General features: G+C 43.2%; 9 protein-coding genes. 7 read left to right on the top strand and 2 right to left on the bottom strand.

From position 1 onward, the window contains the following. Nucleotides 1–470 precede the first annotated feature (470 nt). Complete coding sequence (locus tag RMY00_RS04170; protein WP_322646338.1) at nucleotides 471–1,403, top strand: leucine-rich repeat domain-containing protein; 933 nt, start codon at nucleotides 471–473, stop codon at nucleotides 1,401–1,403. 514 nt (nucleotides 1,404–1,917) lie between these two features. Next, complete coding sequence (locus RMY00_RS04165; protein WP_322646337.1) at nucleotides 1,918–2,796, top strand: peptidoglycan recognition family protein; 879 nt, start codon at nucleotides 1,918–1,920, stop codon at nucleotides 2,794–2,796. A gap of 60 nt (nucleotides 2,797–2,856) precedes the next feature. On the opposite strand, the gene ribBA is transcribed toward RMY00_RS04165, so the two are convergent. Then, nucleotides 2,857–4,530 carry a bifunctional 3,4-dihydroxy-2-butanone-4-phosphate synthase/GTP cyclohydrolase II gene (ribBA, locus tag RMY00_RS04160; protein WP_322646336.1) on the bottom strand — a complete coding sequence of 558 codons (1,674 nt, stop codon included), beginning with the start codon at nucleotides 4,528–4,530 and terminating at the stop codon, nucleotides 2,857–2,859. A 341-nt stretch (nucleotides 4,531–4,871) separates the two neighbouring features. On the opposite strand from ribBA, the gene argC reads away from it, so the two are divergent. Next, on the top strand, nucleotides 4,872–5,930 hold the full coding sequence (gene argC / locus RMY00_RS04155; protein ID WP_322646335.1) for an N-acetyl-gamma-glutamyl-phosphate reductase: 1,059 nt from the start codon (nucleotides 4,872–4,874) through the stop codon (nucleotides 5,928–5,930). An 88-nt stretch (nucleotides 5,931–6,018) separates the two neighbouring features. Here the strand turns inward: argC and eno are convergent, their stop codons facing one another. Next, complete coding sequence (gene eno, locus RMY00_RS04150; protein ID WP_322646334.1) at nucleotides 6,019–7,308, bottom strand: phosphopyruvate hydratase; 1,290 nt, start codon at nucleotides 7,306–7,308, stop codon at nucleotides 6,019–6,021. Nucleotides 7,309–7,566: 258 nt separating this feature from the next. On the opposite strand from eno, the gene gloA reads away from it, so the two are divergent. The 4 genes from gloA to RMY00_RS04130 all read left to right on the top strand — a co-directional run bounded on the left by gloA (nucleotide 7,567) and on the right by RMY00_RS04130 (nucleotide 14,334). Then, on the top strand, nucleotides 7,567–8,001 hold the full coding sequence (gloA, locus tag RMY00_RS04145; RefSeq protein ID WP_322646333.1) for a lactoylglutathione lyase: 435 nt from the start codon (nucleotides 7,567–7,569) through the stop codon (nucleotides 7,999–8,001). A 1,077-nt stretch (nucleotides 8,002–9,078) separates the two neighbouring features. Beyond that, nucleotides 9,079–11,748 carry an ATP-dependent chaperone ClpB gene (gene clpB, locus RMY00_RS04140; RefSeq protein ID WP_322646332.1) on the top strand — a complete coding sequence of 890 codons (2,670 nt, stop codon included), beginning with the start codon at nucleotides 9,079–9,081 and terminating at the stop codon, nucleotides 11,746–11,748. Nucleotides 11,749–12,013: 265 nt separating this feature from the next. Next, nucleotides 12,014–13,408, top strand: a complete 1,395-nt coding sequence (locus RMY00_RS04135) for a glycosyltransferase (RefSeq protein WP_322646331.1) — start codon at nucleotides 12,014–12,016, stop codon at nucleotides 13,406–13,408. A gap of 104 nt (nucleotides 13,409–13,512) precedes the next feature. Then, nucleotides 13,513–14,334 carry a PIG-L family deacetylase gene (locus tag RMY00_RS04130; RefSeq protein ID WP_322646330.1) on the top strand — a complete coding sequence of 274 codons (822 nt, stop codon included), beginning with the start codon at nucleotides 13,513–13,515 and terminating at the stop codon, nucleotides 14,332–14,334. Nucleotides 14,335–14,542 lie beyond the last annotated feature (208 nt).

The following is a 14,542-nucleotide window of genomic DNA, read 5'->3' as shown; positions in this document are numbered from 1 at the left end:
AATGAGTCTTTTATACTCGTGAATAAGTAAATGTTGTTGCGAGGTTAGCGATGTCTACGACGGGCTATGACGCTCGAAGACTCGCTATCGGCGTCGCACTAAGCTAATTTGAACCATTAAAGGCGATCGCACCCTGCCAATTTAAACATTACAGCCTTTTCTACGCAGATAGAACATATTAACCCTCTTTTGTCACTTTCGGCAGAGAATAATCTGTAACCCTTGCCCAGATAAGATTTTAACTGTAGAGCTTTGTTTGAAGGTTTCTATTAGCTTGCGATCGCTAATCTTCCCACTAAATCTAGGTTTCATCATTTAGCCCCAATTTTTATTTCCCCAGAGTGACATTTTTCCTTCTGCCTCGTGCCTTGTTTCTTAGAAGAGGGTTAATCTAGCCCCATTCCTCACTTCCCATAACCTGCGATACAGTATTCTGTTAAATATTGCTACAGAGTTGGTGAGGATTGCAGATGACAAACGAAGAACTGTTGCAAATTATTGAAAAAGCTGCCAGAGAAAAGGCAACGGATCTACCCCTCTCTTTCAATCAACTCAGCAGCCTGCCGCCAGAAATCAGCCAACTCTCCAACTTGACAATGCTATACCTATCTTGGAATCAACTCAGCAGCGTGCCGCCAGAAATCAGCCAACTCTCTAACTTGACAACGCTAGTCCTCGATAACAATCAACTCAGCAGCCTGCCGCCAGAAATCAGCCAACTCTCCAACTTGACATGGCTATACCTCAATAACAATCAACTCCGCAGTCTGCCGCCAGAAATCAGTCAACTTTTCAACTTGACATGGCTAAAGCTCGACAACAATCAACTCAGCAGCCTGCCGCCAGAAATCAGCCAACTCTCCAGCTTGATAACGCTATACCTCGATAACAATCAACTCCGCAGCCTGCCGCCAGAAATCAGTCAACTCTCCAACTTGACAACGCTACACCTCAATAACAATCAACTCAGCAGCCTGCCGCCAGAAATTGGCCAACTCTCCAACTTGACATGGCTATATCTTAATAACAATCAACTCAGCAGTCTGCCGCCAGAAATCAGCCAACTCTCCAACTTGGCATGGCTAGACCTTAGTAACAATTATCTCAGCAGCCTACCGCCAGAAATTGGCCAACTCTCCAGCCTGACTGGTCTATCTCTCTATAACAATCAACTCAGCATTCTGCCGCCAGAAATCAGCCAACTCTCCAATTTGAATGAGCTAGACCTTAGTAACAATTACCTCAGCAGTCTGCCGCCAAAATTCAGCCAACTCTCCAATTTGGATGAGCTAGACCTCAGTAACAATCCATTAACCTCGCCACCACTTGAAATTGTCGAGCAGGGAATAGAAGCGATTTTCAGTTATCTGCGAGAAAGGTTAGAGGGTAGCCAACAGCAGTAGGTTTCTAAGCTCCTGGTTGTCGGTGAAGAGTTACGCGATAAGTACACCAGATTATCGAACACTATAAAATTAGCTCTAAAATCAGCTTTGGCATTGAAGAACTTCCGTAGACGATCGCAGAATCAGGCACTAAGTTACCTATTGCTATGCGAACACCACGTATCAGAGTATAAACGCTCACTATTGGAGATTTGAGATTGCGATCTTAAATTGTAGAGGCGTAAAAATTCGCAGTGTCCAGATCCCCGACAACTTTTACGAAGTCGGGGATCTAACTTCACGGTAGTAATGGTTTTAAGAGCATTTAAATAAATCCCTAGACAGAAGAAGCATCTAAAACTATTACCTAGCATTCCAACATATACTAGTAACGTATATTTGACTAGAATTAAGGTACTATAGCGATTATTGTTTGGATACCATAAGCGGTAGGGGTTTACAGATGTTCGCCTCTACGAGGGATACGCCAGTTTAGCTATAAGTTAATATCTACCGTTTTACGGATATTAGAAAAATGAGGTTTAAAGACTGGGCAACTAGGGTGCTACTAATCTCGCTGATGTTCATGGGTTTAATTGTAGTGCTGCTAATTGGACGAGCGACAAAATTACAAAATAATCCGACAATATCCCGTGCATCCAATCCACAGGTTACAGCCTGGAGTCAATATCCCCAAGCCCAATTCCAATCAGCGAAAGAGCCAGAGAAGAAATCTCAAAATGTTATCAAGTCCCCAGTCAAAATTAACAAGCCTATAGCAAGGTATGTAACCACTCAAGCTTTTGCACAGTACAGACCTAGTTATCAAGTTGCTTCGGTTGATCCAAGTAACTATGGAGAACGGTATGCCCAAGATGTTAACGGCGTTCCTCTCAACAACCAACCAATTATCGTCCTCCATGAAACTGGTTATTCTGCTTCTAGCGCCATTAATTTCTTTCAAGTAGCCCATAGCGATGAAAGTGTGCAAGCAAGTTACCACGCTTTAATCAAGTTAGACGGAACGGTGGTTTATCTAGTACCGCCAGAAAAGCGGGCTTTTGGTGCAGCTAACTCAGTATTTGAGACTCCACAGGGAGTGGAAACTGTACAGACTAATCCGACTTTGCCTGCGTCTGTGAATAATTTTGCTTATCACGTTTCTTTAGAAACACCGCCAGATAGTTATGACGCTAGCAGCCAACAAACCCATAGCGGCTATACGGAGGCTCAATATCATTCTCTTGCTTGGTTAATTGCTCAAAGTCAAGTCCTAGACGATCGCATCACTACGCACCATCTAGTAGATCGTTCTGGTAAAAAAGTTGACCCGATAAATTTTGATGGTAATAAGTTTCTCAACTTACTTAATACTTATCGTCAGGTCAGACCAATATATAGAGTGAGTAGATAAAAAATGGTGCGTTACGCTTTTGCGATAACACACCCAACAAAATTTATTCAACCAAGCTATTTATTTGCTAAAGCTATAAATTTGCTGCGTCTCCAGGCGATCGCTAATCGATGAAGGCAGTGTACCATCTGAAAATGTCTGTCTATCTAGTTGGACTTGTAAATTACTCAAGGGATCGCAACCAGAAGATATCAAAAATTCTAGTTTTTGGATGTAAGGCAAGGTTGCTAAGTTGTCTAGAATTTGGAAGATAGCCTGTATATAAGGATGACCACTTTGTTGATACCAATCACAGCTAGCGACTTTTGGCTGATCAAAACCCAAGTGTACTGTCAAAGATGGCTCGTCAAATATAGCGATCGCTAAAGGACGCGCTTCTTCCTGCAACAATAAATCATTACTTTTCGCTAAGTGTCGCAGTTTTTCTAAGCGTTCATAACGTTCTGTCACAGCTTCCGGGTCATCTTGCCAATGAATTGCTACTGTTACCAAATAAGTCTGTAACAGCATGTGACCCAATTTTTTCGCCTTTGTCGCCAGGTAATAGGAATTGTAGTCATTGGCCTCAATTAACAATGGAACGCGATCAACTACTTCCATTCCATAGCCCTTAACTCCAGCAATTTTACGGGGATTATTTGTAATCAAACGTATCTTTTTGATGCCCAAATCCATGAGCATTTGTGCCCCCATGCCGTAATCTCGCAAGTCAGCCGGAAATCCTAAACGCTCATTTGCCTCGACTGTATCCAGTCCCATATCCTGTAATGAGTAGGCTTTCAGCTTATTAATCAAGCCGATTCCCCGTCCTTCTTGACGCAGGTATACAACTACACCTTGACCCGCAGACTCAATCATTTTTAGTGCAGCGTTTAACTGCATCCGGCAATCGCAGCGCAAAGAACCCAAAGCGTCACCAGTTAAGCATTCTGAGTGCATCCGCACCATTACTGGCTCATCCTTGAAGTTAGCTGGATCGCCCTTGACAATTGCAACGTGTTCTGTATTATCCAGGGTGTGGCGATAGGCGTAAATTTCAAACTGACCAAATTCACTAGGCAGTTTGGTAACAACCTCTCGATACACTAAGCGATCGTGCTGTAGGCGATAACTGATTAAATCAGCAATACTAATGATTTTTAAATTGTGGCGTTCTGCATATTCGACTAACTGCTGCAACCGCGCCATTGAACCATCGGAGTTTTGAATTTCACAAATTACTCCTGCTGGGTAAAGTCCTGCTAGTCGAGCTAAGTCCACAGCCGCTTCTGTATGTCCTGCGCGTTTGAGTACGCCTCCAGCTTTAGCCCGAATCGGGAAAATGTGACCAGGACGACGTAAATCGGTTGGTTTTGTCGCTGGGTTGAGAGTAACCTGGATAGTGCGGGCGCGGTCTTCTGCTGAAATGCCTGTGGTTACACCCAATTCTGGGCCAGCATCAATGCTAACAGTGAAGGCAGTTTGGTTAGTATCTGTAATGTTGCTTACCATCAAGGGTAAGTCTAGCTCGTCTAAGCGATCGCCTGTCATCGCTAAACAAATCAGCCCTCTAGCTTCCACCGCCATAAAATTAATCATGTCGGGTGTGGCAAATTGGGCGGCACAAATTAAGTCGCCTTCATTTTCTCTATTTTCATCATCTACCACTACAATGACGCGACCAGCTTTTAGGTCTGCTAAGGCGGCATCAATCGAATCAAATTTAAAAGCTTGGTTAGTATTAGGCTGTGACACAGAAAGATTTCCAGCTACCAACGTAAATTTTTTTAACAATTTCTTCTTTTAGATTGTAGCTCCTTTATAAGGCAGAGGAGTAGACTAGCAATGATTTGATAAGCTAGCAAAAATCTCTGCCCCTAAAATCGGGGTTTATAAAGCAACGACAATCAAGGATGAACATGACAAGGGAGACAAGAGAGACAAATACAATATTTGACAATTTTGCCGCGTTACTACTTCCCGGCATCTGAAAAAAGTAGAGGGGTTTGAGCTGTTTTGTACGCTGTGCATCTAGTCGCTGATATTGTTGATAGCTGATAACGAATTCACCATTCATGGGATAAGGATTTCAGATCATGGGCAAATTTAGACGCGTACCCGTTGGGATTGTTGGCGCGTCGGGCTATGGCGGAGTACAGTTAGTACGACTACTGATGGATCATCCAGAAGTCGAATTGGTTTATTTAGGCGATGAAAGCAGTATTGGGAAATCCTTTGGGGATCTCTACCCGCATCTGGCTCATGCAACTACGCTGCGAATAGAAGCAGTAGAACCAGAAATAATTGCTCATCGCTGTGAAGTAGTTTTCCTGTCTTTACCAAATGGTCTAGCTTACCAAATCGCGCCCAAATTGTTGGAAAAAGCATGTAAAGTACTAGATTTGAGTGCGGACTATCGGTTTAGAAATTTGACAACTTATACAAATTGGTATGGCATTGAGAGAAGCGATCGCACAATTGCAGCTACAGCAGTTTATGGATTACCAGAACTTTATCGCGATCGCATTGCCGAAGCTCAACTCATTGGCTGTCCTGGTTCCTATCCCACCGCTAGCCTCCTTGCACTTTCGCCACTTTTAAAGCAAGGTTTAATCGTGCCAGAAACAGCTATTATTGATGCCAAGTCTGGTACATCTAGCAGTGGACGGCAACCTCAAACCAATTTATTACTAGCTGAAGCAGACAACTCCATAGCAGCTTACAATATTGGCCGTCACCGTCATACCCCAGAAATTGAGCAAATTTGCAGTGACTTAGCTGGTCACGAACTGATGATCCAATTTACACCCCACCTTATCCCAATGGTGCGCGGTATTTTGGCAACGGTATATGCCACAATGCGCGATCCCGGTTTAGTGCGAGATGATTTAATTACAATTTTCTCAGCCTTCTACCGCAACTCTCCTTGGGTGAAAATCTGCGGTAGCGGCGTTTATCCCCAAACCAAATGGGCTAACGGCAGCAATCTTTGTTATATCGGTGTAGAAGTTGACCCGCGCACAGGTCGCGTTATTGTCATGTCAGCAATTGACAATCTAGTTAAAGGACAGGCGGGCCAAGCAATTCAGTGTTTAAACCTAATGATGGGCTGGGATGAAACTTTGGGGTTGCCCAAGTTGGGGTTTTATCCTTGATTGGGGATTGGGGATTGGGTATTGGGAAAAATTCTTGCCCCAGTCCCTAGTCCCCAGTCCCTAGTCCCTAGTCCCTAGTCCCTAGTCCTTACTTCGGCCCTAACCCCACAGCACCAGCATAAACGGCGCGATCGCCTAGTTCATCTTCAATTCGCAGCAAGCGATTATATTTTGCTACGCGTTCGCTGCGACATAAAGAACCTGTCTTAATTTGACCGGCACGGGTTGCTACGGCTAAATCAGCGATCGTTGTGTCTTCTGTTTCACCAGAACGATGGCTAATTACTGAACGGATACTGTTGCGAGTTGCCAAATCAATTGTTTCTAAGGTTTCGGTGAGAGAACCAATTTGATTGAGTTTAATCAAAATGGCATTAGCGGCTTTTTCCTGGATGCCTCTTTGCAAGCGAGTAGCGTTAGTTACAAACAAGTCATCCCCTACCAATTGCACCTGCGAACCTAACTTCTGGGTGAGCAATTGCCAACTTTGCCAATCTTCTTCATGCAAGCCATCCTCAATTGACACAATTGGGTATTGGTCAACGAGTTGTCCTAAATAATCAATAAACTCAGCCGGGGCGTGAGGTTTACCATCGTAAACATACTGACCATTCTTGTAAAACTCACTAGCCGCCACATCCAAAGCCAAAGCTACTTCTTCCCCTGGCTTATAACCAGCTTTCTTAATGGCAGCAACCAGCAATTCCAAAGCCACCTGATTAGACTCTAGGTTAGGGGCAAAACCGCCTTCATCACCTACACCAGTCAGCAACCCTTTCTCATCTAACACCTGACTAAGGGTGGCAAACACTTCTGCACCCCAGCGCAACGCTTCCCGAAAGGAAGTTGCGCCAATTGGGACAATCATAAACTCTTGGAAATCCACGTTATTTGATGCGTGTGCGCCACCGTTAATTACGTTCATTAACGGCACTGGTAGTAAATTCGCTAAAGGGCCACCCAAATAACGGTATAGAGGAATTTCTAAAGACTCAGCACTAGCTTTAGCTGCTGCTAGGGAAACCCCCAAAATCGCATTCGCCCCCAAATTGGATTTGTTAGCAGAACCATCTAAAGCGATCATTGTCCGATCTAGCAATTCTTGGTTGAGGGCATCCAAGCCTAATAATTTTGGCGCAAGTGCTTCTCTGACGTTTTTTACCGCCTTGAGTACGCCTTTGCCCCCATAACGGCTTTTATCGCCATCACGCAGTTCGTGAGCCTCAAAAGTGCCAGTAGAAGCGCCACTGGGAACTTGTGCCAGTCCGACAACACCGTTGGCTAAATGCACTTCGGCTTCAATTGTCGGTCTACCGCGTGAATCAAGAATTTCACGGGCTGCGATCGCAACAATTGCAGTATCTAGAAATTTACTCATCTGTACTTTATCCTTTATTCGAGTGTGTTACGCATACAGTCCAACTGCCTAACCCAATCGCTAGCTTATGCTGTTAAGAGACTTTATTGGCTGAGATTAAAGAAGATTTCCATTATATGGATAGGGATCAACGCCAAAAATGGGTAAGAGAATGTTTATCCTGTCTTTTTCTTTGCTTGCATTTCTACCTTCAGACTTTGAGCTAGGTAAAATATTGGCAGAGAATAACACTAAATCAATTACAGAGAAAAGGTCAATATGCGATTACTACATACCATGGTACGGGTGGGCAACCTTGAAGAATCCTTAAAGTTTTACTGTGAACTTCTAGGTATGAAATTACTACGCCGAAAAGATTATCCAGGCGGAGAATTTACCCTGGCTTTTGTTGGCTATGGTGACGAAAGCGACAACTCGGTGATAGAACTAACCTACAACTGGGGAGTAGAAAAGTACGAATTGGGTAATGCTTACGGTCACATCGCCCTTGGTGTTGATGATATTTACGCTACGTGTGAGGAAATCCGTAATCAGGGTGGTAAAGTCGTGCGCGAACCAGGGCCGATGAAACATGGTTCGACAGTAATTGCTTTTGTGGAAGATCCAGATGGGTATAAAATTGAACTGATTCAACTTACAAATCAAGGGTCAGCAGTCAAACAGGAATCCCAAGAGCAACTTGTGAGTCAATAATTCTTATAATTAAGAATATAAGCCAATACGCTTGAGTTCAGGCTTGATCCTCCTTAAAAAGGCTTGCTATTACCCACATTTTTGTAACAGTTAAGATGTCGCATTGACCGACATCGCGCCCGGAACTTGAGTTCTGCGGCTCATAGCTGAAGTCCACTTAAGTGGACTGAAATTTTCCGTGAAGAAGGCAGAGGACAGAGGGCAGAGGGTTTGCTCTTGTAGTGTAGGCTTCTCCCAAGGGGAGACGCTCCGCGAATAGACCTACACTGATTGCAAGACACCTGTGGCAGAGATTTTGGATTGTTGCTCTCAACCTTTACGGACTTCGGTCGTGGCAGAGGGCAGGAAGACGCTCGATGACTCGCTACCGCTACGCTATCAGAATTCCCTTCTGCCTTCTGCCTCCTGCCCTCTGCCTTTCTTGCTAACCCAAAGAGCTTAACCATCGACATCGCTTAAAATCTTATATTTAGTCCTCTTGAGAGGACTTTAGCTATTCGCCTGGGAACAAATTCCCAGGCGAGTTAATAACGAAGCGGAAGATTTCTTTGATGCTGGTAATGATAAGCCTTAAAAAGGAGCAAATTAAGCCACCCAGTAAAACCCTATCAAAGCCAATAAAGCTGTAGGAAAATCTACACCGATGTCTTAAAAAGTTGAGCTATATCTGGGGAGATTAATTCTTGTTACACACTGTCATTTTATGCAGGTAAAGCCAGAGGCGTAAGACTTTTGGCTTTTTGCCTCACTATTTTAGGCGGGTTGGGGTATCTTGTCTGCGTAAATCCTATTAGTATTACCCGCATACTGTCGTTAATGAGCAACACTAATAGCTATTGTTCCAATATTACCATTTGGTAAAGTCCGTTCAGAACAGTGTTTTCGTTTTAAATTAGAAATATGGGTAATCGATTATAACGATCGCCAATTACCAATCCAAAATTGCCACTGGAGATACACGCGGACATCCGCTAAGAATGTTTGGATAATTAGGGACTAGGGAAGAGTATTCTAATACCCAGTCCCAATCCCACTACCAATCCCTAAACTAAAAATCAAAATTCCGAAATTTTAAAGATGCAACCTACAGATCCAAATAAATTTACTGATAAAGCCTGGGAAGGAATTGTTAAATCTCAGGATATAGTTCGTGCTTATCAACAACAGCAACTAGATGTTGAACATTTAATTATCGCCCTGTTAGAAGAACCCACTAGTCTAGCCATACGTATCCTGGCTCGATCTGAGGTCGATCCAATCCGCTTGCAACAGCAGCTAGAAGCCTTTACCCAACGTCAGCCTAAAGTTGGTAAAAGCGATCAGCTTTACCTCAGCCGCAATTTAGATATTTTACTAGACCGAGCCGAGGAAGCTAGAGCCAGGATGAAAGATTCCTACATTTCCGTAGAACACATACTTTTGGCCTTTGCTGAAGACGATCGCGTTGGCAGAAAGATACTCAAAGGCTTTGGTGCAGATGCAGCTAAACTAGAGGCTGCTATCAAAACCATTCGCGGTAGCCAAAAGGTAACAGATCAAAGCCCAGAATCGCGTTATGAAGCCTTACAAAAATTTGGTCGAGATTTGACAGAACAGGCAAAATCTGGAAAACTCGACCCGGTGATTGGGCGCGATGACGAAATTCGGCGGGTAATTCAAGTATTATCTCGTCGTAGCAAAAATAACCCTGTATTGATTGGTGAACCTGGGGTAGGAAAAACTGCGATCGCCGAAGCTTTAGCGCAGCGAATGGTAAACGGTGACGTTCCCGAATCTTTAAAAAACCGCCAGCTCATCTCTTTAGATATGGGTAGTTTGATTGCTGGGGCAAAATACAGGGGTGAATTTGAAGACCGTCTAAAATCTGTTCTCCGGGAAGTTACGGAATCTAATGGTCAAATTGTCCTGTTTATTGACGAATTACATACCGTAGTCGGCACAGGTTCCAATCAACAAGGGGCAATGGATGCCGGAAATCTGCTCAAACCAATGCTGGCAAGGGGAGAACTGCGTTGTATTGGTGCTACTACCCTCGACGAATTCCGCAAACATATTGAGAAAGACGCTGCCCTAGAACGCCGCTTTCAGCAAGTATTTGTCGATCAGCCAAGTGTGGAAAATACTATTTCCATTCTGCGGGGATTGAAAGAACGCTATGAAGTACATCACAACGTCAAAATTTCTGATTCGGCGTTGGTAGCAGCAGCAACACTGTCAGCGCGTTATATTAGCGATCGCTTCCTACCAGATAAAGCCATTGATTTGGTGGATGAAGCAGCAGCACAGTTGAAAATGGAAATTACCTCCAAACCAGCAGAATTGGAAACCATTGATCGCCGCCTCATGCAGTTAGAAATGGAAAAGCTCTCATTAGCTGGCGAAGAAAAAGGTATTCCCCAAACTAAAGAACGTTTGCAGCGCATTGAGCAAGAAATTGCTGATTTAACCCAAAAGCAGCAAATATTTAATGAGCAATGGCAAGGTGAAAAGCAGATATTGGAGGCGATAAGCGCCTTAAAGAAAGAAGAAGATGCGCTGCGAGTGCAAATTGAACAGGCGGAACGCGCTTATGACCTAAATAAAGCTGCCCAACTGAAGTATGGCAAATTGGAGGGAGTGCAGCACGAGCGCGAAGCCAAAGAAGCTAGCCTTTTAGAAATTCAGAACCAAGGTTCCACCTTACTGCGAGAACAAGTCACCGAAGCCGATATTGCCGAAATCGTCGCCAAATGGACAGGAATTCCCGTAAATCGCCTATTGGAATCAGAACGGCAAAAGTTGCTCCAACTAGAAAGTCATTTACATCAACGAGTCATTGGGCAAGAAGAGGCTGTAGAAGCGGTAGCCGCCGCAATTCGCCGCGCTCGTGCAGGGATGAAAGATCCCTCTCGTCCCATTGGTTCATTTTTGTTCATGGGCCCTACAGGCGTTGGTAAAACTGAACTCGCCCGTGCTTTAGCTCAGTTTCTCTTCGATTCTGATGATGCTTTGGTACGCTTAGATATGTCTGAGTATATGGAAAAACACTCAGTTTCTCGGTTAGTGGGAGCGCCTCCAGGATACGTAGGCTATGAAGAAGGCGGCCAGCTTTCCGAAGCGGTTCGCCGCCGTCCTTACTCAGTGGTGCTATTGGATGAAGTCGAAAAGGCGCACCCCGATGTGTTCAATATTTTATTGCAAGTGTTAGATGATGGAAGAATTACTGACTCTCAGGGAAGAACGGTAGATTTTCGTAACAGCGTTATTGTCATGACCAGTAACATTGGTAGCGAACATATCTTGGATATATCTGGTGATGATTCCAAGTATGAAACGATGCGGAAGCGGGTAATGGATGCTTTGCGATCGCATTTCCGCCCTGAATTTCTCAACCGCGTCGATGACATTATTCTCTTCCATACCTTAAATCGCACGGAAATGCGGCAAATCATCCGTATTCAACTCAAACGGGTCGAAAATCTCCTGCGCGAGCAAAAAATCTTCTTTGAAATATCCCAAGCAGCCTGTGATTACCTTGTAGAAGCAGGCTACGACCCAGTTTATGGCGCTCGTCCACTCAAACGGGCAATTCAGCGAGAAGTAGAAAACCCCCTCGCTACCAAATTATTGGAGAATACTTTTATCTCTGGAGACACGATTATCATTGATAAAAACGAAAACGGTCTATCTTTTAGCAAAAAAGTGCTGGTAAAAATATCAGTGCCACAAACTACCGTCAAGCTGGTTGAGTCAGCACCAGAATCGTAAAACTTAATCCACCGTCAATAAGATTTAATTGAAGAAGGCAGCTATGCTGGAGGCAGTGTTTCGACTACGCTCAACAACCGGGCAGTATTCCTTCTGCCTTCTACCCTCTACCTTTCTTTGATAAAACTAGATCGTCCTATTTTTCTGATTCGTCAGGTAAGAATGGGCGATCTAGTTTGTATTGGAGTACAGATATTACTGGGTAATTTACAATACAGCGAATAAAATAGCAAAAGCAGATTTCCTGTCTTGGAGATTCCTCCCAATGAAAGTAATTCAAGCTCTTGCTCGCTATTTTCCAGATAAATGTGGTGGTATTCAAGTAAACCTCAACGATTTACTGCCAGAATTGCGTAGTTTACAGCCGCAGGCATCGCTCTTAGCACTGGCGGAACCTACACATGAAATTGACATCCAGATAGCAGCAGCTAGTAACGGTTCCCAAAAAGAAGAGACTTATAAATATAACGGCGTAGAAGTTTATCGATATCCTGTATTTCCTACGCCCAAAACAGAACCGAATCATGGACAATTCCCGCATGGGAAATTTGAATATTTCGCTAATTGGTTAACCAACCAAAAAGCAGACATATATCATCAGCACCATTGGGAAGTATCTTGTGGCTTACCTCATTTGCGATTAGCTAAAGAATTAGGCATGGCAACAGTGTTGACAGTACACTATGCTCTACCCGTTTGCCAGCGAATTACTTTGATGTTCAATGGACAGAAAGTTTGCGATGGCAAAATTGATGTGGTGCGCTGTTCTCAGTGTGCTGATACTTTGAGCAAAAAGTTACCTGCTGAAATGGTCAAGAGTTTGAGCCATTTGCCCCAAGCTATCCTCGGTCGCGTACCAATGCCTGTCAGTGCATATCTTCCAGCCTCAGTAGACGATGGCAATCTGGGAAGATTTGTACGTCCTTTTGTCGTGCCTAGCTATGTTGCTGCACGCCAAAAAAGTTTGCTCAAAATGGCAAAATATGCCGACCGCATTGTGACAGTGTGTGATTGGCTTTATAAAGCTCTACTCATCAACGGCATACCTGAAGAAAAACTCATTCTCTCTCGACATGGAATTTCTTATACTGAACAAAAAAAATTACCACAGACAAAACAGGAATCAGACCCTTTAAAAGTAATCTTTTTAGGACGCTGGGATATATATAAAGGTATCGAGATTTTAGTACAGGCAGTTAAAGATTTACCCCCTTTTATCAAGATTGAGTTGGCCATTTATGGAATAACACAGGATGAACGATATCGCCAAAAAATCTTTAATTTGATAGCAAACGATCCTCGGATTCGTGTGAATAAACAACTAACTAGAGTTGAACTCCCTCAAACTTTAGCTAACTATGACTTACTGGCTGTACCTTCCCAATGTCTAGAAACTGGGCCTTTGGTTGTATTAGAAGCCCACTCTCTATCTGTACCTGTCATCGGCTCTAACTTGGGGGGTATTGCTGAACTTGTTAGACATGGCATTGATGGTTGGTTAGTGACTGCTAACGATACTAAGGCTTGGACTCAAGCTTTCGAGCGATTAGCAACAGATACTAATTTACTTAATAAATTACGCCAAGGTATTAAACCTGTTCGTACAGTAAGTATGCAGGCGGCAGAAATAGCCGCCATATATAAAAATCTACAACGATAGTTTCCCTTTCTGGGTAGATAAATCCGAATAAAATATAACTCACCAGTCAAAATTGTAGAGATGATGAAACCGATATTCAGAGATGAGCTATAGGACTGAAAAAAATGCTGAACGTCAAACACTTTCTTCATCGAGTACAAAACAAAATTTGGCGACTATACAATTATAAATTGCCAGAATTTCTAAGTAGCGTGCAGTTTCTTTGGCTATTGCATATTGGTAGTAAGCCAATGAAAGTTAATCAGAAATCTGCGATGATAATTGCACCGCACCAGGATGATGAAGTTTTGGGGTGTGGTGGTTTAATTAGACTCAAGCGGGAACAGAATGTGCCAGTCCAGATTGTTTTTGTCACAGATGGAGCAGCAAGTCATGGCAAACATCCCAAGTTTCAATCTGGTGAAATAGTTCCAATTCGTAAGCAGGAAGCGCTTTGTGCTTTAAGCATCTTAGGCATAGACAAGAGCCAAATTTATTTTCTTGACAAACCAGATAGTCAGCTTCAATATCTAGATGCAAGCAAGCGCCAACAAACAATTGAACAACTTGCTCAACTCTTAAAATCCTTCCAGCCTGGGGAGGTTTATGTGACTCACCGCCAAGACCGTATTAAAGACCACGAAGTAACTTACGAATTACTGCTAGCGGCAATTCAATACTCTGAAATTGAGGTTGACGTTTTACAGTACCCTATTTGGATTCTCTGGAAATCTTTACTCTTCCGTGACTTAAAACTAGGTGAATTAGCATCTGCTCACCGTATATCTATCCATTCTGTTCAAAGTAAGAAGATAGAGGCGCTTGAAGCCTACCGCTCCCAGTGCCTACCTATTGATACTGAAACTTCTGCTGTACTAAAGCCTGGTTTCCTACGGCGATTTCTCGTACCGTATGAAATTTTTTTCAAGCCAAATTCTATGTTGTAAAATCAATATTCTAATAGATGATCTGTACAAACGACAGTGTAATTCAGCTATTGACTATTAAACTTAATTACTGCGTATTTGCTTGAGATTAAGAATATTTCTTCTGCCGTCTCCCCACTAGAGAGAGATTTTAAAATTTTTTATATTATTTTGCCTAGAACTGATGTTTTTACTTTAACAGGTGGGTACTATAACTTTAGTATGCTGG

Source organism: Nostoc sp. ChiVER01 (genome assembly GCF_034531155.1).
GTDB lineage: Bacteria > Cyanobacteriota > Cyanobacteriia > Cyanobacteriales > Nostocaceae > Nostoc.
This window is presented reverse-complemented; position numbering and strand designations above follow the sequence as displayed.